This window comes from Streptomyces sp. BL1 (genome assembly GCF_057628045.1).
On sequence record NZ_JBXYWZ010000002.1, the window covers coordinates 6,282,175 to 6,306,744 of the forward strand.

General features: G+C 71.7%; 18 protein-coding genes. 12 read left to right on the forward strand and 6 right to left on the reverse strand.

Annotation, left to right across the window (positions count from 1 at the left end; all coding sequences use genetic code 11):
- Positions 1-533: 533 nt before the first annotated feature.
- From AC3AGO_RS27585 to AC3AGO_RS27600, 4 genes are all read left to right on the forward strand, one after another.
- The gene (locus AC3AGO_RS27585; protein WP_487824849.1) at positions 534-1,001 is read left to right on the forward strand and encodes a DUF6578 domain-containing protein; all 468 of its coding nucleotides are present in this window, start codon (positions 534-536) and stop codon (positions 999-1,001) included.
- Between the two features lie 462 nt (positions 1,002-1,463).
- On the forward strand, positions 1,464-1,667 hold the full coding sequence (locus AC3AGO_RS27590; protein ID WP_487822935.1) for a hypothetical protein: 204 nt from the start codon (positions 1,464-1,466) through the stop codon (positions 1,665-1,667).
- A 469-nt stretch (positions 1,668-2,136) separates the two neighbouring features.
- Complete coding sequence (locus AC3AGO_RS27595; RefSeq protein ID WP_487822936.1) at positions 2,137-4,284, forward strand: AfsR/SARP family transcriptional regulator; 2,148 nt, start codon at positions 2,137-2,139, stop codon at positions 4,282-4,284.
- A 182-nt stretch (positions 4,285-4,466) separates the two neighbouring features.
- Positions 4,467-5,327 carry an SAM-dependent methyltransferase gene (locus AC3AGO_RS27600; protein WP_487822937.1) on the forward strand — a complete coding sequence of 287 codons (861 nt, stop codon included), beginning with the start codon at positions 4,467-4,469 and terminating at the stop codon, positions 5,325-5,327.
- A 108-nt stretch (positions 5,328-5,435) separates the two neighbouring features.
- Here the strand turns inward: AC3AGO_RS27600 and AC3AGO_RS27605 are convergent, their stop codons facing one another.
- Positions 5,436-6,542, reverse strand: a complete 1,107-nt coding sequence (locus AC3AGO_RS27605; RefSeq protein WP_487822938.1) for a hypothetical protein — start codon at positions 6,540-6,542, stop codon at positions 5,436-5,438.
- 326 nt (positions 6,543-6,868) lie between these two features.
- Here AC3AGO_RS27605 and AC3AGO_RS27610 point away from each other — a divergent pair, with 326 nt between their 5' ends.
- The 8 genes from AC3AGO_RS27610 to AC3AGO_RS27645 all read left to right on the forward strand — a co-directional run bounded on the left by AC3AGO_RS27610 (position 6,869) and on the right by AC3AGO_RS27645 (position 18,192).
- Entirely contained in the window at positions 6,869-8,374 is a 1,506-nt protein-coding gene (locus tag AC3AGO_RS27610) for an amino acid permease (protein WP_487822939.1), read from the forward strand.
- A complete protein-coding gene (locus AC3AGO_RS27615) occupies positions 8,371-9,816 on the forward strand; it encodes an FGGY family carbohydrate kinase (RefSeq protein WP_487822940.1) in 1,446 nt (481 codons plus the stop codon). Before AC3AGO_RS27610 ends, AC3AGO_RS27615 begins: the two co-directional genes overlap by 4 nt.
- Positions 9,813-11,429 (forward strand): NAD(P)/FAD-dependent oxidoreductase, encoded by a 1,617-nt coding sequence (locus tag AC3AGO_RS27620; protein ID WP_487822941.1) that lies wholly within the window; start codon positions 9,813-9,815, stop codon positions 11,427-11,429. The genes AC3AGO_RS27615 and AC3AGO_RS27620 overlap by 4 nt, the downstream gene beginning before the upstream one ends.
- Positions 11,426-12,742 carry an NAD(P)/FAD-dependent oxidoreductase gene (locus AC3AGO_RS27625; RefSeq protein ID WP_487822942.1) on the forward strand — a complete coding sequence of 439 codons (1,317 nt, stop codon included), beginning with the start codon at positions 11,426-11,428 and terminating at the stop codon, positions 12,740-12,742. Before AC3AGO_RS27620 ends, AC3AGO_RS27625 begins: the two co-directional genes overlap by 4 nt.
- 399 nt (positions 12,743-13,141) lie before the next feature.
- Positions 13,142-14,164, forward strand: coding sequence for a hypothetical protein (locus tag AC3AGO_RS27630; protein ID WP_487822943.1), 1,023 nt, complete (start codon positions 13,142-13,144; stop codon positions 14,162-14,164).
- A 36-nt stretch (positions 14,165-14,200) separates the two neighbouring features.
- Positions 14,201-15,751 (forward strand): amino acid permease, encoded by a 1,551-nt coding sequence (locus AC3AGO_RS27635; RefSeq protein WP_487822944.1) that lies wholly within the window; start codon positions 14,201-14,203, stop codon positions 15,749-15,751.
- Positions 15,752-16,073: 322 nt separating this feature from the next.
- Positions 16,074-16,940, forward strand: coding sequence for an inositol monophosphatase family protein (locus tag AC3AGO_RS27640; RefSeq protein ID WP_487822945.1), 867 nt, complete (start codon positions 16,074-16,076; stop codon positions 16,938-16,940).
- Positions 16,927-18,192, forward strand: a complete 1,266-nt coding sequence (locus tag AC3AGO_RS27645; protein WP_487822946.1) for a hypothetical protein — start codon at positions 16,927-16,929, stop codon at positions 18,190-18,192. The genes AC3AGO_RS27640 and AC3AGO_RS27645 overlap by 14 nt, the downstream gene beginning before the upstream one ends.
- A 68-nt stretch (positions 18,193-18,260) precedes the next feature.
- Here the strand turns inward: AC3AGO_RS27645 and AC3AGO_RS27650 are convergent, their stop codons facing one another.
- The 5 genes from AC3AGO_RS27650 to AC3AGO_RS27670 form a co-directional block, all read right to left on the reverse strand.
- On the reverse strand, positions 18,261-21,365 hold the full coding sequence (locus AC3AGO_RS27650) for a non-ribosomal peptide synthetase (RefSeq protein ID WP_487822947.1): 3,105 nt from the start codon (positions 21,363-21,365) through the stop codon (positions 18,261-18,263).
- Between the two features lie 414 nt (positions 21,366-21,779).
- On the reverse strand, positions 21,780-23,213 hold the full coding sequence (locus AC3AGO_RS27655; RefSeq protein WP_487822948.1) for a cytochrome P450: 1,434 nt from the start codon (positions 23,211-23,213) through the stop codon (positions 21,780-21,782).
- Entirely contained in the window at positions 23,210-23,830 is a 621-nt protein-coding gene (locus AC3AGO_RS27660) for a GTP-binding protein (RefSeq protein WP_487822949.1), read from the reverse strand. Before AC3AGO_RS27660 ends, AC3AGO_RS27655 begins: the two co-directional genes overlap by 4 nt.
- Positions 23,811-24,167 carry a DUF742 domain-containing protein gene (locus AC3AGO_RS27665; protein ID WP_487822950.1) on the reverse strand — a complete coding sequence of 119 codons (357 nt, stop codon included), beginning with the start codon at positions 24,165-24,167 and terminating at the stop codon, positions 23,811-23,813. The genes AC3AGO_RS27660 and AC3AGO_RS27665 overlap by 20 nt, the downstream gene beginning before the upstream one ends.
- On the reverse strand, positions 24,164-24,568 hold the full coding sequence (locus AC3AGO_RS27670; RefSeq protein ID WP_487822951.1) for a roadblock/LC7 domain-containing protein: 405 nt from the start codon (positions 24,566-24,568) through the stop codon (positions 24,164-24,166). The genes AC3AGO_RS27665 and AC3AGO_RS27670 overlap by 4 nt, the downstream gene beginning before the upstream one ends.
- Positions 24,569-24,570 lie beyond the last annotated feature (2 nt).

Consider the following 24,570-nt stretch of genomic DNA (forward strand, 5'->3'; position numbering starts at 1 on the left):
CGGGACGCATGATTTACGGGCCGCGCCCCCGGTCATGTTCGGGCCGGCCGCTCATTGGCTGTGCACGGCCCGAAAATCACGCTCTATTGTCCCGGGGCGCCCCCTACACCCCCACCCCCACCCGCGACCACGCAAACAGTGAGGGAGAACTTCGGTGTGGGCAGCTGGTCCGCCCAAGGGGCGGAACGGGTGGGCACACCGGACCGCACCCGCGAGGTCTGTCCCACCGCACCCAACGCCCGCGCCGCGATGAGGGCTTGGCCCCAGACCCGCCCCTACCCGTTTCTTCCGGGGCACCCGCCCCGGGCCCCAGCCCTGCCCTACGGGCAGGGAAGAGGGGGAGCCGAGGTCCCTCCCGCCCCCAGCCGCGCTGCGCGCTAGACGGCGTCCCGCCGAGGTGTGGGCACGCAATCCGCCCTGGGGCGGAGGGGGCACCTCCCAGCGGTAGCTGGACCCCGCAGGGCCCCGCATTGCCACGCCACGAGGAAATCCCCGCGCGGGGCGCGCCGGACGCGCTGCATGGTGGGGGTGTGATGGTGAGGCGCGTGCTGTACGTGGACTGGGAGATGGAGTGCTGCGGTAGGCCGTTCTCCGTCGGGGACGACGTGGCGTGGTGGCTGTATCTCATCGACTCCCGCGACCTCGTCGAGGGCACGTGGGGCGACAGTCTCAGTCAAGTGGGGGACCGTGCCGGCCTGTTGGCAGTGACCAATCACGGAGATTCGGCTGTGGAGACGGCCGGGCGGGTGCGGGGCATCCATGTGGTGACGCAGGGGTGGGTGGAGGCGGAGCCTTCGTCACGGTCCTTCGAGCCGGTGCCGGGGGAGCGGTGGCTGCGGCCCGTGGAGGTGTGTCCGCGGTGGTTCCGTGCTGTGCCGGACGGTACGGAGGGGAGACGCCGGGACGGCCGCGCGTACCACCGGTCCGAGACCGGGGCCCTCGTGGACCTGGAGTGTGAGGACATCGTGCTGAACCAGGGGTGGGGACGAGGCGTGTGGTGACGGCGTGCGGGGTGACGGGGCGTCGGGCACTGCGCGTGTTGGGCTGTGGGCGCTGCTCGTGCGGGGTGTAAATGGGGTTTCGGGGGATACGTGTCGTGTGGGGCCCAGGGGTGGAACAGCCGTGCCGGGGGACGGCTTTGGGGGCTTCCGGGGACACGTACGACACCGCTTCTTCCCGGGTTTCTGCCCGAATTGCGCATGCCGCGGAGGTGAAGCATGTGAAGACCTCGTGCTCATGTATCGGGCAAAACCGTCCAGTTGTGAGCGGTAATTCGAACTTCCCGCGAGGGGCCGGTCCCGGGTGTTCGGCGTTCAGTCCGCATGTTTGAATATCGATGTTCGTGAGCGGGCTGTGTGGCCGGCGCTGAATCCCCCGGTGCCGGACAACTCCCCACGGTCGGAACCTCTTTGGAGATGTCCCGGCCGTATCCCGCAGAAACTCACCACCGAAGGACGTGCGTCATGAGCTACAACCAGATCGAGACCCGCGAGATCTCCGAGAACGACCTGGACGCCGTGGCGGGCGGGGCGGCCGGCCTCTCCCTCGACTCCCTGCCGGGCGGCGTCGCCGGCAGCGGCGGCGTCAACCTGGCCGGTCACGGTGTCGACGTGACCGGTGGCGCGAGCCTGCAGGACGGCGCCCAGCTCACCGTCACCGGCGGCTGAATCGCCGAACGGTCCGAGTCCGCTCGGCTGTCTCCACCCCCTCGGCCAACTACCCGGCCGAGGGGGTGTTGTCATTTCTTGTCCGTTCCTTTCTTGTCCGTTCCCTTCGGGGTTCTCCTGCGAGTGTGCGAACTTCCGAATGCCGGGAATGGGTGGGGTGCATGCCCAGGGTGATGACGTGAATTCATTGGGTTGTTGCCCGTGTTCTTGCCCGTGCCTGCGTCCTTGATTTTCGGATGTCCGGCTACACCCGGGATTTCGTTCCGCTGGTTGGGCCGCCGCTCCGAGTTGGTTTTGTCCTGCTCCTTGTGCCGCCGGGGCCGGTCCTGACGGGGTGTCCGTTTCCCTGTGGGGTTACTGGTGAGTGGTGCACCGATGTGACGTGTGGGGCGTGTTGCTCGGTAGCCTTCCGGGGCAGGGTGGAGGCGGTTCCCCGGGGTGGGTCGGGGCAACGGGGAGGAAAACGTTCATGCGGAGCGGGGCGGCGGTCGACCGGAAGGGCGCGGATCCGCGGGATGCGATACGGGGTCCCGGCGTCGGGGGCAGCACCCGGACCGCTCCCGCTGTGCCGGCCGGCAAGGCACCCGTCGTCGGCGCCGAATCGTTCGGCTGGGCCGAGCCTCTCGTCGGTGCGCCGTTGCTCGCCTCCGGCGCGCTGACCGCGCTCGGGCGGCGGCAGCGCAGCGCCCTGCGGCAGGCCGCCGGCGCGGCGGGCCCCGGCCTTGGGGGTGTCGCGCGCGACATGGCGCCCGCGCCCGACGAGCCGGCCGCGGCCGCCCGTGACGCGCTGTTCGTCGGGGCGGATCCGGAGTCGGCGCGGTTCCTCGACCGTGCCCTGCGTGTCCTGAGTCGTGAACTGGCCGCCCGGAAGCGCCCGTTGCCCACCGTCTACGCCGCCTGGCTGGCCGGGGACGAACTGCATCTGCAGCTCGCCCGCGAGACCCCCGGACCCCCGCCGCCCTGGCGCGTCGCCGAGGACCTCCCCGACTTCTGGAGTGTGACCCGCGCAGATGTCACCGAGGTGGAGGACCGCGAGAACGGTCCACACAGTGACCGGAATCGCGTGCAGAACAGTGCTCGGCTGCCCGCCCCGTACCCCGCGCTCGTCAGTCTCGGTGTGCGCGACGAGGGGCGGCTGCTGCTGAACCTGGAGGCCGTGCCGGGGCTGGTGTCGGTCAGCGGCAGCGCTGAGCACCGTACGGGCGTACTGGCGTCCCTGGCCGCCGAGTTGGCGACCGCCGGGTGGGCGGACCGGCTGACCGTCACGCTCGTCGGCTTCGGCGAGGATCTGACGGCGCTCGCTCCCGCGCGTGTGCGGCATGTGGCGGACATGGCCGGACTGTTCGACGTGCTGGAGGACGAGACGGAGCGACGGCGTGCCGCACTGCGTACCGCCGGGCAGACCACCGTCCTGACCGGTCGTACGGAGGGTACGCAAGGCCCGCAGTGGGCGCCGCACCTCGTCCTTGTCGGTGCCGAATCGAGCGACGAGGAGGCCGGGAGGCTGGCCGGGCTGGTCGAAGGGGCCGGCCGGCTGGGCATCGGCTGTCTCGTCGCGACCGGACGTCCCGAACTCCCCGGCGCGCTGTGGGAGTTCGGCATCACGGGGGACCGGCAGCTGAGGGCGCCGCGGATGGGGCTTGAGCTCCGTGCACAGCTGTTGCCCGCGCCCGTGCGCGAGGCAGTCGTCGACCTTTTTGCCGGTGCCGGCCGTCCGGAGGAGGCTGGCGATGAGAGTTGGTCCGGCCCGGAGGCCGGGCTGTCGCCCCTGACGGGCCTCAAGAGCGGGACAGGTCCGCGGTTCCGTGCCGATCTGAGCGACCGTGGGCGGCCCGACGTGTACGTACGGCTAATGGGCCCGTACGAGATCATCGGGCTGGACGAGCCGGACGGTGCCCGTGACGCCCTGCTGCGGGAGGCGCTCGCTCTTCTGCTGCTGAACCGCGAAGGCGTCCACCCGCGCGTCCTCGCGTCCGCACTGTGGCCCGAGGGTGTCACGAACGGTGTGCGCGACACGTTGATCGAACAGCTCACCCTGTGGCTCGGCGACGCACCCGACGGCACGCCCAGACTGCACACCGACGACCGGGGCCGCCTCGTTCTGCCCGCGTCCGTCGTGTCGGACTGGGACGTGCTGCGCACGCTGCACCACAGCGCCACAGGCGACCGTGGTGCGAAACTGTCGGGCGTCCTGCGGGCGCGGCAGCTGACGGACGCGCTCGGCCTGTCCCGCGGACCGCTGCTGGCGGAACGCCCCCAGGGGCGGTACGGCTGGCTGGCACACGACGTCGCCCCCGTACAGCAGCAGTTGATCGTCGCGGAGCTGGCGCTGGAACTGTCCGCGCAGCACCTGCGCCACCAGCGTGCCGACCACGCCGAACAGGCCGTCTACAGCGCGCTGGGCACCGCCCCGGCCGACGAGCGGCTGTGGAACGAGCTGCTGCGCACCGCGCACGCCACCGGTGAGGGTGCGCGGCTGGACCGGGCCGTGGGGTGGGTCGTGCAGCGGAACCGCAGCGTGCACGGCCCGGCGGGCGAACTGCCCGCGCACACCCGCGCGCTGCTGGACGAGCTGGCGCCGACGGCGGACCTGCCGCAGGACGTCGAACACGCGTGAGGGAGGTCGTACGGGAAGGGGCGGGAGAGATCCTGTGTGCGTACGGGCTTCGCCCACCCGTTCCCCTTTTCCTCAACGCGCCGATGCGGAAAGCTTGTTGAGCGGAAAAGTTCTCGCGGGTCACGCCGGGGGACGGCATGCACACATCCGCCGGGGACCGGCACGAACACAGGAGGCAGGACATGGCCAGCGGCGACAGCGGACACCACGTCGGCAGCGGCCGGGGCATCGAGGACGTCGACGAGGAACTGGGGCTGCGCAGGCCGCACACGGCGCGGATGTACGACTACTTCCTGGGCGGCATGACCAACTATCAGGTCGACCGGGAGACCGCGGTGGCCGCGCTGCAGGCGTACCCGAACGCGACCGTCGCCGCGCGTCAGAACCGTGCCTTCATGCACCGTGTGGTGCGCTACCTCGGCCGCGAGCGCGGGATACGCCAGTTCCTCGACATCGGGACCGGCGTCCCCACCGAGCCCAATCTGCACCAGGTCGCCCAGACCGAGCACCCGGAGTCCCGGGTCGTCTACACGGACAACGACCCGATCGTCCTCACGTACGCGCGGGCGCTGCTGACCGGCACCAGCGAAGGCGCCACCGACTACGTCGAGGCCGATGTGCGCGAGCCGCAGCGGATCCTCGAACACGCCCGTACGTTCCTGGACTTCGAGCAGCCCGTGGCGCTGTCCGTCATCGCGCTGTTCCACTTCCTCGACGACGAGGACGACCCGTTCGGCCTCGTGAAGCAACTCGTGGAGGCGCTGCCTCCGGGGTCGTCGCTGGCGCTCACCCACGGCACCGTCGACCTCGACCCGGGCATGCAGGCCCTCGCGGACGCGTACAACGCGCGCGGGGTGACCACGCGCTTCCGGACCCACGCAGAGGTGCTGCACTTCTTCGACGGGCTGGACCTCGTCGACCCCGGCCTCGTCCCCACCTGCGACTGGCGTCCGGAGTTCGCCGCGGAGGGCATGGCACAGCTGCCCGGCATGATCGACGCGTCGGAGGTCGGCGTGTGGGCGGGCCTCGGCATCAAGCCCTGACCTCGTACGACGGCGGGTGCCGCGCACGCGTGAGCGCCCCGCACGCGTGAGCGGGGTGCCCCGGGCCGGGCGGCCCCGGCCCGGGGGAGTGTGGGGGGTTTCCTCCGGTCAGCTGGCGCGGGCCACCCGGAGCGTCAGCGTGTAGTCGCCGTCGCCGTCCGTGAAGCGCCGTGTCACGTTGAACGACGAGCCCACGTTGGGCAGTTGCTTCAGCACGACCTCGCGTGTGAAGACGAAGGTGTTGTCGGCGATGTGGTCGTCGTCGAGGAAGCCGATGAGCCACTGGATGACGGCGCCGGCGCCGGCCACGACCGCGGCGACCCATGCCGCCACACCGGTGGCCGCGAGGATCCCGGCCGCCGCCAGGAACGCCGCCGCGACACCCGCCCTGATCTTCTCGGTGTCGCCCTCGTCGTGCTCGAACAGCGAGACGAGCGAGCCGACTTCGCCCTCGGGGAGCGCCTGGGCCGCGCAGTTCTGGCCCCAGATGCAGCCGTCGGTGGAGGAGAAGGTCCGGGACTCGCCGTTGTCGACGTCCTCGAAGACACGTGAACGCGTGGTGAGAGCCGTGTTGTTGCCGAGCGAGGCGAAGATCCAGTACGGCTCGTTGGACGGGTCGAAGATGCTGTCGGTCTGCCGGTCGGTGCACTTGAACGACGCGCCCTTGATGCTGACGCGGGACGTCACGGGTGCCGCGGTCTCCAGCGCATCCGCCGGCTCCAGCGCCACGAGCATGGAGCCCGCGTGCTCACGCTGCACCTCGCGCGACGGCATCGGGAAGTCGCGCAGTTCCGCGGTGCCCGCGTGGATCGCGGGTACGTCGACCTGCGTGACGTTCGGCATCTCCAGGACCGTCTTCACGATCTCCGGCGCGTCGTTCGCCAGGTCCTTCATCGAGTAGGACTGTTTGACGTCGAGCTGCGCGAACCGGCGCGGGAACATCTCGCCGCGCAGCTGCTGCGGCACCTTCCGGTCGATCTCGCCGTGCGCTTTGATCTCCTCGTCCGTGAGCCCGCTCTTGCGGAACGACGTCACGACGAGCTTCTCGAGGTCCGTGAGCTCCGCGCCGTTGGCGAACTTCGCGCAGCTGTGCAGAACGATGGCCAGGAACCAGTTGCGGCTCTTGTTGGCGACGAGCTTCTTGCGCAGCGGGGCACCCCTGCCGGTGTTCTTCACCAGGTCGTCGAGGATGCGGTCTGTCGGTCGAGCTGCCATGAGTCTGCCCCCAGTCACTGCACGCCGGTTCCGCGGAACCCCGTTGTCCCGCGTTCGCGGCGCGTCACCTGGAACGTCCTGCTGCCCGGGTCCCCGGTCAACGGCGCGGCCCGTACGTACGGTCCGGGTGGCCCCGATGGCCCGACGGGAGTCACCCCCGACGGCGTACGACCGACGGTGTACGGCCAACGCAGCCTCGGAAAACGGGCGTTGGGCCGGTCTGATCGCCAACTTCCGGCCCCTGGCGGGCTGCGGGATGTGATCATCGTCGGATAGCGTCGCAGGCCGGCCCGCACCCGGTTCCCACCCCCGGTAAGGAGCACTCGATGGAGCAGCCGCCCAGCGGTACGGACACAGCGGTCGAGCCGGCGGCCGACCCCGGCTCGTCCGACGCGGAAGCGAGCGTGCGGCACGCCGGCTATCAGCGGCAGTTCGCCCGTACGCTCAGCAGATTCGAATCGTTCGCCGTGGCCTTCTCGTTCATATCGATCACGACGGGACTGTTCACGACGTACGGCACGGTCCTCGGCTACGGCGGACCCGCCGGCATCTGGACCTGGCCGGTGGTCACCGTCGGCACCGCGCTGGTCGCCCTTGTGTACGGGATGCTCGCCAGCCGCATCCCGCTGTCCGGCTACAGCTACCAGTGGGCCAGCCGCCTGGCGTCGCCCGTGCTGGGCTGGTGGTTCGGATGGGTGTCGTTCGCGTTCCTGTCGATCGTCGTCGTGGCCGTCGACTACGGGCTGACGCAGGTCGCCCTGTTCCCGCTGCTGGGCATCGAGTACACGGCGACGGCAGGCGCGGTCGGTACGGTCATCGTGCTGCTGCTCCAGATGACGCTGATCATCTGGTCCACGCCGCTGACCACCCGGATCAACAACATGGCGGTGGGCGCCGAGGTCATCGCCATGATCGGGCTGACGCTGCTGATCGCCGGGGCCGTCGTCCTCACCGACAAGGGCGACTGGGGCAACCTCGCCTCGCACGGCGCGGCGCCCGACGCGGGCTACTACGGCTTCCTCGGCCCGTTCATGCTCTCCGCGCTGCTCGGCGCGTTCACCCTCGTCGGCTGGGAGTCCGCGGCCAACCTGGCCGAGGAGACGCACAATCCGAAGCAGGTCGTGCCCCGCGCGATGGTCCGCGCCATCGTGCTCAGCGGCGTCATCGGCATGCTCTTCCTGATCGTGATCACGGTCGGCGCGGGCGGCAACGTGGCCGCGCTGACGGACAGTTCGGCACCCGTCGCCGACATCATCGAGCGCACGCTGGGGCACACCGCCGCTTCGGTGATGCTGGTCGTCGTGAGCATCGCCATCTTCGCCTGCGGCATGGTCATCATGGTGAGCAACAGCCGCCTCGTGCACGCCATGGCACGTGACGGACGGCTGCCGTTCTCCGGCGTCCTCAGCCGCGTGCCGCGCCCCACCGGCGGCCCCGCCTGGGCGACCGTCACCGTCGCGCTCACATCGATCGCCATCGTCGCCGGGTTCGGCACCAACCCCGACGCGCTGCCCCAGCTCCTCAGCGCCGGCACGCTGATGCCCGCGATCCTCTACGCCGGCACCGTCGCCCTGTTCATCGCCACCCGCCGCAAGTACACCCCGCGCGAGGACGACTTCCGGCTCGGCAAGTGGGAGAAGCCCGTCGTGGCGGGCGCCGCACTGTGGCTCGTCGTCGAACTGTGCATCTTCACCATCCCGGGCGACTTCCGCGAGGCCCAGCTGTACGCGCTGGGCACCCTCGTCGTCGGCGCCGTCGTGTTCGCCGTCGTCTGGGTGACCCGCCGTACACAGCTGACCAGCGAGCCCGGAGCGGGGGCCGACGACCTGTGACCGTCGTACTCGCCCTCGACCAGGGCACATCCGCGACAAAGGCCGTCGTGGTCGACGCCGACGACAACGTGCTCGCCGTCACCGAAGTGCCCGTCACACCCGCGTACTTGACCGGCGGCGGCGTCGAACAGGACCCGCAGCAGCTGCTGGACTCCGTCCTCACCGCGGGCCGCCGCGCACTGGAGAGCGCCGGCCGGCCCACCCTGGGCGCCGTCGCGCTCGCCAACCAGGGGGAGACCGTCCTCGCCTGGGACCGGCACACCGGACGCCCCCTGACACCCGCCGTCGTGTGGCAGGACCGGCGCGCCGAGGGCATCTGCACTGCGCTGGCCGCCGAACGGGAACGGGTCGCGCAGCGTACGGGGCTGGTCCTCGACCCCTACTTCTCCGCGCCCAAGATGGCCTGGATCCGGGAGAACCTGACCCGCGACGGCGTCGTCACCACCACCGACACGTGGCTGCTGCACCAGCTGACCGGCGCGTACGTCACCGACGTCTCCACCGCGAGCCGTTCACTGCTGCTCGACCTGGACACCGCCGCCTGGGACCCCGGACTCGCCGGCCTGTTCGGGCTGGACGTCGACGCGCTGCCCGAACTCGTGGACTGCGACGCGACGGTGGGCACCACGACCGCCTTCGGCCCCCCGGTGCCCGTCGCCGGACTCGCCGTCGACCAGCAGGCGGCGCTGCTCGCGGAGGGCTGTACGGCGCCCGGCACGGCCAAGTGCACGTACGGTACGGGCGCGTTCCTGCTCGCCAACACCGGCAGAAAGGCGCTGCGTTCCGGCTCCGGACTGACCTCGTCCGTGGCCTGGCGGGTACGCGGGGAGACCGCGTACTGCGTCGACGGACAGGTCTACACGGCGTCCTCCGCCGTCCGCTGGCTCCAGGACCTCGGCCTCATCGACGAACCCGCCGACATGGACCGGGTGGCGGCCTCGGACGCCGCGGGAGTGCTGTGCGTGCCGGCCCTGGCCGGGCTCGCCGCGCCCTGGTGGCGGCCCGACGCGACGGCCGCCTTCACCGGCATGACGCTCTCCACCCGGCGGGAACACCTCGTCCTCGCCGTACTCCAGGGCATCGCCGCACAGGTCGCCGAACTGACCGCGCTCGTCGACGACGACCTGGGCACACCGCTGACACGGCTGCGCGTCGACGGGGGCCTCACCCGCAGCCGCACCCTGGTGCAGGCCCAGGCGGACCTCTCCCAAGTCCCCGTCGACGTCTACCCGTCGGCGCACGCGACGGCGCTCGGCGCCGTCGCCTTCGCCCGGCTCGCCGTGCATCCGGGCATGAAGCCGGAGGAGGCCGTTCCGGCCTGGGCGCCGGGCCGTACGGTGGAGCCGAGCTGGCCGGCGGAGCGTGCCGCGGACCATCTCGCCCGCTGGCGGCACGCCGTGACCTCCGCCGCCCTCACCCCGCAGGAGCCCGCAGCACCATGACGCAGCACAGCCCGCCGCAGACGTACGACGCGACCGACCCGTACGACGTCGCCGTCATCGGGGCCGGTGTCGTCGGGTCCGCGATCGCCCGCGAACTCGCCGCGTACGAACTGCGCGTGGCGCTGCTCGACGCGCAGGACGACGTGGGCAACGGCACCAGCAAGGCCAACACGGCGATCCTGCACACCGGTTTCGACGCCACACCGGGCACGCTCGAATCCCGGCTCGTACGCCGCGGCTACACGCTGCTGTCCCGGTACGCGCAGGACACCGGCATCCCCGTCGAGCGCACCGGAGCACTCCTCGTCGCCTGGACCGACGAACAGCTCGCCGCGCTGCCGGGACTGCGGGAGAAGGCCGAGAAGAACGGCTACACGGACTGCGAACCCGTACCCGCCGAGGAGGTCTACCGGCGCGTTCCCTCGCTCGGCCCCGGAGCGCTCGGCGGGCTGACCGTCCCCGACGAGTCGGTCATCTGCCCCTGGACGACGGTCCTCGCCCTGGCCACCGACGCCCAAGCGCGGGGCACCGACGTGCTGTTGGGTCGCCGGGTGACGGGCGTGGATGCCGGTGACGGCGTGACAGTGCTGCGGACTCCGCGCGGGGATGTCCACGCCCGGTGGGTCGTGAACGCCGCCGGGCTCGCCGCCGACAGGCTCGACCGGCTCTTCGGGTACGACCGCTTCACCGTCGTGCCGCGCCGCGGCGAACTCCTCGTCTACGACAAGTTCGCCCGCAAACTCGTCGACTGCATCGTGCTGCCCGTGCCCACGGCCCGCGGCAAGGGCGTACTCATCAGCCCCACCATCTACGGCAACGTCATGCTCGGGCCGACCGCCGAGGATCTCGACGACCCCGGCGACACCGGAACCTCCGCGCCCGGCTTCGACTTCCTCCTTTCCCACGGCGCCCGCCTCATGCCGCGCCTGCTGGAGGAAGAGGTCACCGCGAGCTACGCCGGAGTCCGCGCCGCCATCGGCCAGAGCGACTATCTCATCGCCGCCGACCCGGAACGGCGTTACCTCGTCGCGGGCGGCATCCGCTCCACCGGGCTCAGTGCCTCCCTCGCCATCGCCGAACACGTGCGGGAGCAACTCGCCGACGCCGGACTGGAGTTGACGGTCCGCGCCGCCCTGCCGGACCCGCCGCGGATGCCGGACCTCGGCGAGACGGGCACCCGTCCGTACGAGGACGACGCGCTCATCGCGGCCGACAGCGCGTACGGCCGCGTCGTCTGTTTCTGCGAACGCGTCACGGAAGGCGAGATCCGCGACGCCTGCGCCGCGCCCCTGCCCCCGGCGGACCTGGACGGCCTGCGCCGCAGAACACGCGCCACGAACGGCCGCTGCCAGGGCTTCTACTGCGGCGCGACGGTCGAGGCGCTGCTCGACGCGATGCGCGCCGACGGCGCGGAGGGTTGCGAGCGTTCCGCTCGCGTGGAGGGCGCCGACGGCGCGATCGGCCCCGAGCCTTCCGCTCGCGCTGGGAGCGGTGAGCGCGGTGAGCCTGCCCCGCGCGTCGGCCGCGCGGAGGGCGCCGGGCACGCCGACTGTTCCGGCCGTTCCGGCCGTCCCGTTCCTACCGACCGCCCCACCCCGGAGGGCCCCGCATGACCCCGCCGAACGAACCGAACTCCGGGCCGCAGCAGGTCATTTACGAGGCCGTCGTCGTCGGCGCGGGGCCTGCCGGGCTGACCGCCGCGGCGCGGCTCGCCGCGCGGCTGGGGCCGGGGCGCGTGCTCGTGCTGGACCGGGAGGCGGAGGCCGGCGGCATTCCCCGGCACAGCCACCACCCCGGGTACGGCATCCGTGACCTCGGACGTTTCCTGTCCGGCCCCGCTTACGCCCGCCGCCTCGCCGACCGTGCCGTACGCGCCGGAGCCCGCATCCGTACCTCCGCGACCGTCACCGGCTGGAGCGGGGAGCGCACGCTCGACGTCACCACGCCCGAGGGACGGCTGCGGGTCGAGGGCCGGGCCGTCGTCCTCGCCACCGGGGCACGCGAACGGCCCCGCGCGGCACGCCTCATCCCCGGCGACCGGCCCCAAGGGGTCTACACCACGGGCCAGTTGCAGAACCTGGTGCATCTGCACGGCCGGCGCCCCGGCCGGCGCGCCGTGATCGTCGGCGCCGAACCCGTCAGCTGGTCGGCGGTGCTCACCCTGCGCGAAGCGGGCTGCCGTACGGCACTGATGACGACGGCGCATCCGGTGGCCGACTCCCCGGCCCCGTTCACGTTCGCGGGCCGCACGCTGCTGAAGGTGCCCGTGGCCACCCGTACGCGCGTCACCCGGATCACCGGGCGCGGCCGGCTGTCCTCCGTGGAGATCGAGCACACCGGCACCGGGGCGCGCCGCACTGTCGACTGCGACACCCTCGTCCTCACCGGCGACTGGATCCCCGACCACGAACTCGCCCGCAGCGCGGGCCTCGACATGGACCCCGGCACCAAGGGGCCGCTCGTCGACACCGCGCTGCACACCTCGCGCCCCGGAGTGTTCGCAGCGGGGAACGTGTTGCACCCCGTGGACACCGCCGACATCGCGGCACTCGACGGCCGGCACGTGGCCGGACAGGTGGAACGGTGGCTGGCCGGCAGCCCGCCGGAAGCTACTGACATGTTGTCAACAAGTGAAGGGACGGCGGCAGTCGGCGTCCCGCTGCGTGCTGACCCGCCCTTCCGCTGGGTCGCGCCCGGACAGCTCACGGCCGGCGCCCCCGCGCCCCCGCGCGGGCACCTGCTCGCGTGGGCGGACGAGACCGTACGCCGCCCACGCGTGGCGCTCCGGCAGGACGGACGGCTGCTCGGCAGCCACCGGTCAGCGCTCACCGCGGCCCCGGGCCGGGTGTTCCGTGTGCCGTGGCGGCTGCTGTCCGGCTACGACCCGGAGGGCGGGCCCGTACGCCTGGGACTGCTCCAGGGCTGACCCGCTCCGGGGCCGACACGGCTGCCTCCGGCCGATGCGGCTCTTCCGGGGCCGACTCGGGGCGCCCCGGGGCCCGTTCCGAACCTGAAGGCCGAAATCCGCGCGGAAAAGGGCGACTTGGACAGGCCGGGCGCGGAACGGCTCCACTGTTCAAGAACATCACCAGCCCCTCTGGAACCAGGCGACTCCAGGGAGTTAGGTTGTCCTTACACAACGGGAGCCTGTCCCTCCGTCCGGCGTACCCGACCCTCCGCCGGGCCGGCACCTCCTGCGCACCGCCTGTCTGCTCGCCCGCCAGCTTGCCTGCCGTTGAGGACTGTTCGTGATGACGCACGCCGAACCACCCGTACCACCACGCCGATCCGTGCCCCCGCACCTCCGGTCCACTCGGCTGCACTGATGCCCCCGAGGGGGACCCGGCACGAGCCCGGCGGCTTCCGGCCCGTCTACAGTCCGGCCGGATTCGACACCCCGCTGCGCGGCGCGCTGGAGGAGATCAAAGCGGGACGCTGGAGAGTCATGCAGTCCCTGCTGCACGACACCGGCGACGACTGGGCCCTGCGGACGTCCCGTACGCAGGTCCTCGGTGTCCTCGCCGCCCGCTCCCAGGTCGTCCAGGCGTGGCTCGCCGAGGAGCCGCGGGACCCGAACGCGCACGTCATGCGGGCCCGCGTCAGCGTGGAACGCGCACTGCGGGCACACCGCGAACAGCACCACAGCGCCCGCGATCTGGAGAACGAGGCCCGTGAGGCGGCGATCGCGGCGGCCCGGCTGCTGCCCGCCGACCCGGTGCCCTGGGTCTGCCTCCTCGCCCTCGCACAGGTCGACGTGCACCAGCGCCGCCCGGAACACCGCCAGCAGGCCAACGAGCCCATGCTGCCCGCCGGTCCGTGGGGACTGCTGTACCGGGTGTGCGAACGCGACCGTTACAACCGCGAAGCCCACCACCGCATGCTGCACTTCCTCAACGCCTGCGCCGCCGGCACCGACACCTCGCACGCCGCGGCCATCGACTTCATGCGCTGGGTGTCCTCCTGGGCGCCCGTCGGCTCCCCGCTGCTGGTGCTGCCGCTGTACGCGTACGCCGAACAGTTCCGCCGGCAGGTCGCGGCCGGCAGTACGGACGGATGGCTGCGCCGCCGGTGGGCGGACGAACCCATCGCCCTGGACACCCGCAGCGCGCTGATGGGCTGGTTCGCCCGTACGGGACCCGCCGAACAGTCCGTCATGGACCTCAACTACCTTGCACACGCCGTCTGGGCGGCCCACTGGCTCGACGAGGCGGCACGCGTGTTCACCGCGCTCGGCCCGTACTACACCCGGCAACCCTGGGAGTACATGAGCGACAGTCCGACCCGGCCCGGCGCCGCCAAGAGGGAGTTCCTCAGAGCCCGTACCCAGTCCCTGGCCTCCCACGGCTGACACCCCGTCTCTCCCCGCCCGTCACCGAGGAGTTCCGTGCTGCCTCCCCCGCGCACAGCCCCCACCGCCCCCGCGTCCCACCGCGCCGCCCCCGCCCCCGCTCCCGACGACGACGCAAAACTGCGGGACCTCGGCTACCAGCCCGTCCTCATCCGCCGGATGGGCCCGTTCGGCAACTTCGCCATCAGCTTCTCCGTCATCTCCGTGCTGTCCGGCTGTATGACCCTGTACGGCTTCGGCCTGCTCACCGGCGGCCCCGCGGTCATGCTGTGGGGCTGGGTCGTCGTCGGACTGATGGTGATGTTCGTCGGCGCCGGGCTCGCCGAGGTCACCAGCGCGTACCCCACGTCCGGCGCCCTCTACTACATGGCGGACCAGCTCGGCGGGCGCCGCTGGGGCTGGTACACCGGCTGGCTGAACCTCCTCGGACTGCTCGGCGCCATCGCCGGGATCGACTACGGCGCCGCCCTGTTCACCGGCGCGCTGATGCACCTCCAGTGGGGCATCGAACCCACCCCCGGCATCCTCATGACGGTCTACCTGTGCATCCTCCTGCTGCACGCGGGCCTCAACCTGTTCAGCGTGCGGCTGGTCAGCATCCTCAACTCGCTCAGCGTCTGGTGGCACATCGCCGGCGTCACCGTCATCGTGTCGGTGCTCGCCCTCGTCCCCTCCGAACACCGCTCGCCCGCCTTCGTGTTCGGCGAGTTCGCCAACCACACCGGCTGGTCCAGCCACCTGTACGTCGTCATGATCGGCCTGCTGCTCGCGCAGTACACCTTCTGCGGCTACGACGCCAGCGCCCACCTGTCCGAGGAGACCACCGGCGCCGAAGTCAGCGCGGCGCGCGGCATCGTGCACGCCATCGGCTGGTCCTGGGTCGCCGGCTTCGTCCTGCTCGCCGGGCTCACCTTCGCCATCCAGGACTACGCGGGCACCGCCAACAGCGCCACCGGCGTGCCACCCGCTCAGATCTTCCTCGACAACCTCGGCGTCACCGGCGCCAAACTCCTCCTGCTCGTCGTGATCGTGGCCCAGCTCTTCTGCGGCAACGCCGAAGTCGCCGCTGCCAGCCGCATGGTGTTCGCCTTCTCCCGCGACGGCGCCCTGCCGTTCTCCGCACAGTGGCGCCGCGTCAGCCCCGTCACCGGCACACCGGGCCGCGCCGTGTGGCTCTCCGTAGCCGTCGCCGCGGTCCTCGCCCTGCCGTCGCTCTACAGCGACACCGCGTACGGCGCCGTCACCGCCATCAACGTCATCGGCATCACCCCCGCCTACGCCGTCCCCATCTACCTGCGGCTGCGGCACCGCGACAAGTTCCGCCGCGGCAAGTGGCACCTGGGCCGCTGGAGCGTCCCCATCGGCTGGATCGCCGTCACCTGGGTGCTCTTCGTGACGGTCCTCTTCTGCCTCCCGCAGACCAGCCCCGTGACGGGCGGCTCCTTCAACTACGCCCCGGTCGCCCTCGCCGCGGTCCTCCTGCTCGCCACGGTCTGGTGGAAGCTGGCAGGCCGCGGCGCCTACCGGGCCCCCAAGGCGGCAGGCGACGACCGCGAACTCGACCTCATCGGCGAGGACATCGTCTGACCCCTCCTCACCGCCACCCCACCCAACGCCCCGCCCCCGTACGGCTCCCGCACCGGGACGGGGCGTGTCCTCTGCGCGCGCCGGCCGTTGGTGAGACGTGAGGAAAATGCACCACACCGGCCCGGACGGCCCGCAACAAACAGGCTGCCGCGCTGAATAGGCACAAGGCCTATGCCTTTCGAAAAACTTCCTTCATGGCGCGTAAAGGGTGCGGTTGTACCGCACCAGTGGTTCTGCTGCCATGTGGCCCGCTATACGGCGGCCCGTGCGAGTGGAAGACTTGGCGCCGCAGTCAATGCACACGGTATAGGGGGACCGCGCCGTGCCCATCACCGCGCTCTGGGCCGAACTCGAGAAACAGCTCATCCCGGTCTTCTCGCACTACCGCAGCCGGATCTCCGAGCTCCCCGTGCACCGCAAGGCGGACCGGACTCTCCTGACGGAAGCGGACGTGGAAGTGCAGCGGCTCATCGTCGACGAGATCCGCTGCCGCGATCCGCAATCCACGATCATCGCCGAGGAGGACGCCCGCACCGGAACGCGTGAGGAAGTGCTCTCCGGGGACGGCCGGGTATGGGTGATCGACCCGATCGACGGGACGGCACAATTCATACGGCCCGACAGCAGCGAATTCTGCTCGGTGGTGTGCCTGCTGGAGGACTGGCAGCCGGCCGAAGCGTTCGTCCTGGCACCCGAGTTGGGCACCGGTCGGACGCCGCTCTCGGTCACCGCCGACGCCCCGGCCGGAGCGATCACGGTCAACCGGGGCCGTGACACGGTCCCGTCCCCGGGCGCCGCGACGAAGCGGCTCTCCGCGACGCGCAGTGGAGACGAGGCCGGCCGCCCCTTCGACGAGGAGGCGGAGCAGTGCGGCTACGAAGTGAAGAAACGGACGACGTCGCAGACGCTCGACATGGTGCGCACCGCGGTCGACATCTCCCCGGTGACCGAACCGGCGCTGCCCGGATTCGACTTGTTCTGGCGTCGTGAACAGAAAGTCTGGGACGGGCTGGCCGGACTCTGTCTGGGTGCCGCCGCCGGACTCCGCAGTTGTGACGAGAACGAGAATCCTCTCTCTCCGGGACCCGAACTCCTGAGTGCGGCGGAGCCGACCTTCGCGTCCACGGTCATGGGGCGAACGGAGGTAGTGTCCTGGTTCCTGGAAGTGACTCACTGTGCAACGACGTAGCACCGGCGTCGTGCTGGACATCACCTCACTCATCAGCGCCGAGGATTTCCTGCTGGCACAGAACCACAGGGGGAAGCCCGCGGACCCGTTCGCCCAGCAGTCCTTCGTCGAAGTCGTCCAGTCGCTGATATTCATGTCCACGGTCCATGTGGCGCACCCGGTGCTGCACAATCCGCGCCCCGATGATTTCGGTGAACGCCCGCTCCTCCTGCGCGAATTGATGCGCGCCGGGCTTGTGCACTCGCTCCAGCTGGACCCGGCCGAGCGACGCCTCGCGCAGGAACTCGAAGCCGCGGTCGTCCAGGATCTGGAGAGTGTGCACGGAAATTCCAGCGTGCTCCGGTTCGTGAAACAGGCTTTCGCCATCGACAATGTCAATTCTGGCGGCCAGGCGGCACTGTCCGGGCGGATGTACGAGTGGAGCGCCTTCCAGGAGAGACGCGTCCGGTCCACGGCCGGCCATCACCGCGACCGCATCCCCACGCGGGACGGCGTCGAGGAGGACGCGTTCGGCGAATGGGCGCGCGCCGCCGCCGTCACGCTGGCCGGCCCGTTGGAGGGGATCGCCGTGCCCGGGCAGGGGAAGTACCTGATGGCGACCCTCGCCCGCGGCATGAAGTACCAGGCGCGGTCCGAGGCGTGCGGCACCTCGTACCAGTCCCATCCGCTGCGCCGCGACTTCTCCCTCACCTTCGAACTGACCCGGGACGGCGTGTCCGACGACGTCGTGCTCGACGTCATCCAGGCCGTGCGCGGCATTCACGGCACGCTCCGGGAGGCCGCGGGGCAGGACGGTGCCCACCGGGTCCAGCTGCTTCAGCTGGAACTCCCGTTGCTCGGCGGGAGGCTCTGGAAGCCCGGGGACACCTGCCGGCTCAGCGATCCGGACTGGATCGCCTTCGTCGTGGACCGCGTACAGGACTACCGCGACCGGTCCGAGTCCCTGCGGCGGGCTGTCGAACTGTGTGTGACGGACGAAGACTGCCTCCGGCTCGCCCGCGACATCGAGGCGGTGAAGCGGCACTTGCTGGAACGTCTCGGGCTGCGCCGCGTCGCGATGTCCGCGGTGGAGACCGAACTCGCCGCCTCCGTCGAGTCGGTGGCCCAGGTGGCGTCGGGGGTCCCCGTGGTGAACGGCCTCTGGCTCAGCGCGCGTGTGCTGGGAAAGCAGTTCAGCTTCTCCGGCGCCCAGCCGTTCCAGCGTTTCCTCTACCGCGAGTTCGTCGACGCCTGGAAGCGCGCGGGCCGCTGACGCCGCCGGAGCGCACGGCTCCGGGCCCCGCCGTCAGTGGGACGGCCGGGCCCGGAGGTGGGGTGGGGTCAGACCGTTGCGGGGGTGGGGGTGTTGAGGAGGCCCTTGTGGGTGAGGGCGGTGATGTAGTGGTCGAGGAGGGGGGCGTCCACCGGGGGGCAGGTGCGGGCCCAGGCGGGCCAGACCTGGTCGGTGCGTACGCGCGCCACCTCGGGGAAGACCCCGTCGAAGTACATCTCCTTCACGCTGAAGTCCGCCTCGTTGGCGCGGGTGATGAAGAGCGGGGCGAACGGGGCGATCGGCGCCGTGGGGTGGTCCCGCAGATGCTCCAGGAGGGCGTCGACCCACTCCTTGTAGCTGACGTTCTCGACGGGGTGCCCTGCGGCGCGCAGCCGGTCGGCCATGTCGCCCAGCACCGCGGGCCGGGGGTTGGTCAGATGGATGACGCCGCCCAGGTGCGGGAGTTGAGTGGCGATGCCGACGATCGCGCCGGTGACGTGGTCGACGGGCACCAGGTCGAGGGGGAGGGGGACGTCGGGGGCCGCGCCGAGCCGGACGATCGCGTCGAAGACCGTGCAGATGGCGCTGTCCGTGTTCCAGGCGCCGGTACGGCTGTCGCCGGTGATCTCGTACGGCCGGTGGACGGTGACCGGCAGGCCCGCCGACGCGGCGTTCCCCAGCAGGCGTTCGGCCACCCACTTGGTCTCCGGGTAGCCCATGCTGATCAGTTCGGGGTGGCTGAGCGGAGTGGACTCGTCGACGCGCCGCACCCCGCCCACGCCGCTGCCCGCCAGCAGCGCCGTCGTCGAGACGTAGTGCAGGGGGACGCGGCGCCGTCCGGCGAGACCGATGAGGGTGCGGACCGCCTCCACGTTGGCGTCCCGCAACTCGCGGTACGGATAGAGGAAGTTGACCTGTGCGGCGTTGTGCAGGACGAGGTCGACGGTGTCCGCGAGCTCGTCGAAGTCGCCCTGTGCCAGGCCGAGTCCCTCCTGGGCCAGGTCGGCGGGGAGCGCCCGGATCCGTCCCGGTGCGGGGAGCGGCAGGCCGTAGTGGCGCAGTGCGTCGTGGACGCGCCGCTCCGCCTGTCCGGGCCCGGCGGCGCGTACGGGGCAGTGCACGGTGGCGCCGGTGTCGCGGAGCAGGCGGTCCAGCAGGAACGCGCCGACGAACCCGGTGGCGCCGGTGAGCAGGATGTGCCGGGCCCGCGTGGGCGTGGGGACGGGGCCCGTACCGGCCGGGGGAAGGTCGAGGCCCAGGCGTGCCTCGGCCTCGAAGTCCGGCTGCCCCGGGGCGGGTTCGGTGTCGCCGTACGATGCCGGTCCCGCGTGGGCCGCGGCGCGGTACGCCGTGAGGGTGGGCGCGTTCAGCATGCGGCGCAGCAGGGGCGCGAACCGTTCGGGGGGCAGGCCGAGCGCGCCGACCGTACGGCTGACGACCTGCGCGGCGAGGAGGGAGTTGCCGCCCTCGGCGAAGAAGTCGGTGGCGTCGGTGACCGGCGTGCCGAGCGCCTCGGACCAGATGCCGGCCAGCACGTCGTCGCGGCCCGCGCCGTCCGGTTGACCGGCCGCGGTTCCGGGCGTGGGCGCGGACGTGCCCAGCATCAGGTAGTCGATCTTCCCGTTGTCCGTGAGGGGGAAGCGGTCCAGCGGGGTGAGGGGCGCGGGGATCGCGTGGGCCGGCAGCCGGCCGCTGAGGTGCCGGCGGAGCACCTCGGGGTCCGCGGGGCGCGCCGGGTCGGCGGAGGTGACGTACGCGCTCAGGCCCTTGCCGATCCCGTCGTTGCCGCGCACGAGGACGGCCGCCTCGGCCACGTCGGGGTGGGCGCGCAACAGGGCCTCCAGGGCCTCCAGTTCGACCCGGAACCCGCGGATCTTGACCTGCCGGTCGACGCGTCCGAGGAACTCCAGCGATCCGTCGGCGTGCTGCCGGGCGCGGTCGCCGCTGCGGTACAGGCGGACGGTTTCCCCGCCGGCGACGGTACGGGTGACGAAGGCGCGCTCCGTCTCCTCGGGGCGGCCCCGGTAGCCCAGCGCCACACCGTCGCCGCCGATGAATATCTCGCCCTCCTCGCCGGCCGCGACCGGGCTGCCGTCGGGCCGCAGCAGGTGGCAGCTGCTGCGGGCCACGGGGCGGCCGATGGAGACGGACGTCGCGTCGGTCGCGACGCGGGTCACGTCCTGCGCGGTCACCATGATGCCGCCCTCGGTGGGCCCGTAGCCGTTGATGAGGTGGCGCGGGCCCCCGGCGTCCAGTACGGCCTTCGTCAGCGCGGTGTCCATCGCCTCGCCGCCGATCAGCACCATGTCCAGGGCGCCGAAGATTCCGGCCCGGCCGCGCACCGTGTGGTGGAAGAGGCTGGTGGTCATGAAGACATGGGTGATCCGCTCGGCGTCGAGCATCCGCCCCAGCGCGTCCGTGTCGAGCAGGACGTCCCGGCCCGCCACGACGAGGCAGCCGCCGTTGAGGAGGGTCGCCCACGTCTCGAAGAGCGAGCCGTCGAAGGAGAGCCCGAACGTCTGCAGGACGCGCTTGCCGTCCCCGGCGCACCAGGGGGTGCCGCCGTCCGCCAGCCGGGTCACGGCGCGGTGCGGGAAGGCCACCGGCTTGGGCCGGCCGGTGGTGCCGGACGTGAACAGCACGTAGGCGACGTCTTCTCCCGTACGGCCGGTCTCGCTCGTACGGTCCGCTCCGTCCCCGGGGCCGGGGACGCGACCGGCCGGACCGTCGGGCGCGGCGGCCAACAGCTCGTCGTACGCGCGCCATTCGGCCGGCGGGTCACTTTCGGGGAGCGCGGCGGAGTGCCCGGGGAGGACGACGGTCAGCCGTGCGTCGCCGTCGGCGAGCATCTGGGCGGAACGGGCCGCGGGGTACTGGGCGTCGACGGGCAGGCAGACCGCGCCCGCCTTGAGGATGCCGGCGGCGGTGACCGTCGCCTCCCAGGAGCGCACGCCGAGCACGCCGACGGTGTCCCCGGGCCGGACACCCGTGGCCGTGAGGGAGCGGGCCAACACGTCCGAGTGCTCGTCGAGTTCGCGGTAGGAGTGGCACCGGTCCCCGTCGCGTACGGCGGGGCTGTCGGGGGTGCGGGCCGCCTGACGGGCGAGAAGGAGGGGGAGTGACGCGTCACGGGGGGCGGGGTCGGGATCGCTCCAGAACGTGGGCATGCTCATGTCCATTACTGGCTCCACGGGGACAGGCCGCGTTCGCGCAGGGGGGATTCAGCGCGCGGCGTGGGATCGGTGATGAGCGCGGGAGGTCAGGGGAGAGGTACCTCCCGCAACGGAGTTGCGTGGCACGCGCGGCGCTGCGCGTGCGTGTCGGCCGTCAGGTGTACGCGGAGTCCTTCCCGTACGGCGGACCCTCGCGAGCCACCGCACCACACAACCCGTCTGCATTCCGAAGCAACACTGCCCACATCGGCACCAGTTGAAGACGGAACGGTGCAGCTCATCGTGTGGCATATGCCATTGACGCGGGGCGCGGCCGGGACCGCACACAGGGGACGCCCGCACACCGCAACGGGCCCCTCCCGCCGGGCAGTCCGGCGGGAGGGGCCCGTCACCTCGGGGCCGGCGGGAGGGATGTCAGTTGCCCAGCCGCCGTACCCACTGCTTCCACCGGGGGCCCGGCGCCTCCGCCGCGCCGGCCGCCGGTGCGGGCGCCGTGGACGGATGCGGCCGGGGCGGCGGCAGCGCGGCCCGGCCCACCGCCGCCGGAGCCGCGCCGTCCGCCGGCTGCGCGGCGGCCCGGGTGCGGCGCGGCGGCGTGAACTCCACGGGCAGCGCGGCCAGATGGCGGTACATGAGCGAGGACGTCCACTCCAGTTCGTCCTCCCGCACGGCCAGCTGGAGATCGGGCAGCCGCGTGAGCAGCGTGTCGATGGCGGTGTCCGCGATGGCCCGGCCGAGGTGCTGGCCCGGGCACTCGTGCGGGCCGCCGCTGAAGGCGAGATGCGAACGGTTGCCGTGCACGGGGGCCGAGAGGTCCGGACGGATCGCCGGATCGGTGTTCCCCGCGGCGAGCCCGAGCAGCAGCATGTCCCCGGCCTTGATGGACTGTTCGCCGAGCTGCGTGTCGCTCGTGGCCCACCGGCCGAGCAGCGTCATCATCGGCGGCTCGTCCCACATGACCTGCTCCAGGGCGTCCGGGAGCGTCATGTGACCGCCCGCCAGGTTCGCGCGGAAGCGGTGGTCGGTGAGCACCATCCGCAGGGCGTTCGCGATCAGGTTGACCGTCGTCTCGTTCGCGGCGGTGAGGATGAGCCGCAGATGTTCGCGGACCTCGTCGTCGCCCAGGCCGGCGGGGTGCTCGATCAGCTTGGAGGGGAAGTCGTGCCCCGGCTGGGCACGCTTGCTCTCCACCAGCTCCTGGAGCGTCCTGGTGATGTAGTCGTTGCTCGCCGGCGCGGTGTCCGTGCCGTTGAGCACGTCCTGGACGGCCTCGACCAGCGCGGGACCGTACGCGTCCGGCATCCCGAAGAGCTGCGTCATCACGCGCAGCGGCAGCTGTGCGGCGAACTGGCCCACCAGATCGGCGCGTCCCGACCCGGCGAACTCGTCGACCAACTGCCGGGCGAAACGGGTGACATGGCGCCGGATGCCCCGCGCCTCGAACCGTCCCAGGCTGTCGGTCACCGCTCCGCGCAGCCGCTCGTGCTGCTCCCCGTCGGCGAACACGCACAACGGCTGCCACGTGGTCACAGGCGCCAGCGGATGATCGGCCCCGACCTCGCCCCGCCGCATCTCGCGCCAGCGCCGCGAGTCCCGCGAGAAGACGCTCGGGGTGCGTACGACCTCCAGGTTCTCCCGGTGGCCCAGCACCAGCCACGCCGGCAGGTCGCCGTGCACCAGCACCGGCGCGACCGGGCCGTGCTCGGCGCGCAACTCCTCGTACAGGCGCATCGGATCGGCCTCGGCCGCGCTCCCGTACAGCCGCCGCAGGGCGTCCGGAGCCATGCCGTGCGCGGGGCAGCCGGGCGGCGGGACGGCGGGGTCGTGCTCGGAGGAGGGGGCGGTCACATCGGCTCCGTGGTGAGGGCGAACGAGCGCAGATAGCGCATGAGGGCGATCAGGACGTCCCGGCTGGACTCGCGCCGGCGGGCGTCGCACACCACGATCGGCACCTTCTCGGGGAGGTCCAGCGCGGCGCGCAGCTCCTCGGTGGGGTACGAGCCGGAGTCCGGGAAGGCGTTGACCGCGATCACGAAGGGCACACCGGACTCCTCCAGCCGCCCGATCACGTCGAAACTGACCTCCAGGCGCCGGGTGTCGACCAGCACGACCGCGCCCAACGCCCCCTCGAACAGGCCGTTCCACAGGAACCAGAAGCGCTGCTGTCCGGGCGTGCCGAACAGATAGAGCACCAGCTCCTCGTTCAGGCTGATCCGCCCGAAGTCCATCGCCACCGTGGTCGCGGTCTTGCGCTCCACGCCCGCGATGTCGTCGACGCCGGCGCCGGCCTGCGTCATCGTCTCCTCGGTCGTCAGGGGCCGGATGTCGCTCACCGACCGGACGAGCGTGGTCTTGCCGACGCCGAACCCGCCCACGATCACGATCTTGACCGCGGAGGCAGCCGACGACGGCAGCCGGTCCTCGCTCCGCGGCCCCACGGCCGGCTCAGAGCTTCTGGAGTCCATGGATTACCGCCTCAATCAGTGCGATGTCGGGGGTCGACGGGGCCGCGGGCGCGCGGGCCTCGACCCGTCCGTCGGCCAGCAGATCGGCGAGCAGCACGCTGAGCACGCTGGGGGGCAGGACCAGATGCGCCGAGACCTCGGCGACGGACAGCGGGGAGCGGCAGACCCGCAGTATGGAGGCGAGTTCGGGCTGCATGCCCACCTGCGGCTCCTCGCGGGCGACGATCAGGGTGACCAGATCCAGTCCGGCCTCCTCCGACACGTCCCCCCGGCCTCCGGTGATCACGTAGAGCCGCTCGGGGCTGCCCTCGTCCCACTCCTGACCGGTTTCGCTCATGTCACCTGTCCGTCGGCACGCGGCGGGGTGGTCAGGTGCGCGCCGATACGGGCCACCAGGTCGCGCATGCACTGCCCGACGAGCCCGGCGTCGACTCCCTCGTCGGCCAGCACCGCCAGGTGCGCGCCGGCGCCGGCCGCCATCAGATACATGAAGCCGCCGCTCACCTCGATCACGACCATCCGCATCCGGCCCTCGCTGTGCGGGAATTCGGACGCGACCGCCACGGAGAGGCTCTGCAGGCCCGACCCGATCGCGGCCAGCCGGTCGGCGGCGTCCATGTCCGTGTCGTACCGGGCCATGCACAAGCCGTCCGAGGACAGCACCACGATGTGCCGGGTCTGCGGGACGCTCTCCGCGAGGTCCTTGAGCATCCAGTCCATGTCCGCGTGCTGATCCATCG

Bases quoted from the DNA above. Each gene is read 5' to 3' on its own strand.
- AC3AGO_RS27585 (WP_487824849.1), top strand. From the start codon at position 534: ATGGTGAGGCGCGTGCTGTACGTGGACTGGGAGATGGAGTGCTGCGGT.
- AC3AGO_RS27590 (WP_487822935.1), top strand. From the start codon at position 1,464: ATGAGCTACAACCAGATCGAGACCCGCGAGATCTCCGAGAACGACCTG.
- AC3AGO_RS27595 (WP_487822936.1), top strand. From the start codon at position 2,137: ATGCGGAGCGGGGCGGCGGTCGACCGGAAGGGCGCGGATCCGCGGGAT.
- AC3AGO_RS27600 (WP_487822937.1), top strand. From the start codon at position 4,467: ATGGCCAGCGGCGACAGCGGACACCACGTCGGCAGCGGCCGGGGCATC.
- AC3AGO_RS27605 (WP_487822938.1), bottom strand. From the start codon at position 6,542: ATGGCAGCTCGACCGACAGACCGCATCCTCGACGACCTGGTGAAGAAC.
- AC3AGO_RS27610 (WP_487822939.1), top strand. From the start codon at position 6,869: ATGGAGCAGCCGCCCAGCGGTACGGACACAGCGGTCGAGCCGGCGGCC.
- AC3AGO_RS27620 (WP_487822941.1), top strand. From the start codon at position 9,813: ATGACGCAGCACAGCCCGCCGCAGACGTACGACGCGACCGACCCGTAC.
- AC3AGO_RS27625 (WP_487822942.1), top strand. From the start codon at position 11,426: ATGACCCCGCCGAACGAACCGAACTCCGGGCCGCAGCAGGTCATTTAC.
- AC3AGO_RS27630 (WP_487822943.1), top strand. From the start codon at position 13,142: ATGCCCCCGAGGGGGACCCGGCACGAGCCCGGCGGCTTCCGGCCCGTC.
- AC3AGO_RS27650 (WP_487822947.1), bottom strand. From the start codon at position 21,365: ATGAGCATGCCCACGTTCTGGAGCGATCCCGACCCCGCCCCCCGTGAC.
- AC3AGO_RS27660 (WP_487822949.1), bottom strand. From the start codon at position 23,830: ATGGACTCCAGAAGCTCTGAGCCGGCCGTGGGGCCGCGGAGCGAGGAC.
- AC3AGO_RS27665 (WP_487822950.1), bottom strand. From the start codon at position 24,167: ATGAGCGAAACCGGTCAGGAGTGGGACGAGGGCAGCCCCGAGCGGCTC.
- AC3AGO_RS27670 (WP_487822951.1), bottom strand. From the start codon at position 24,568: ATGGATCAGCACGCGGACATGGACTGGATGCTCAAGGACCTCGCGGAG.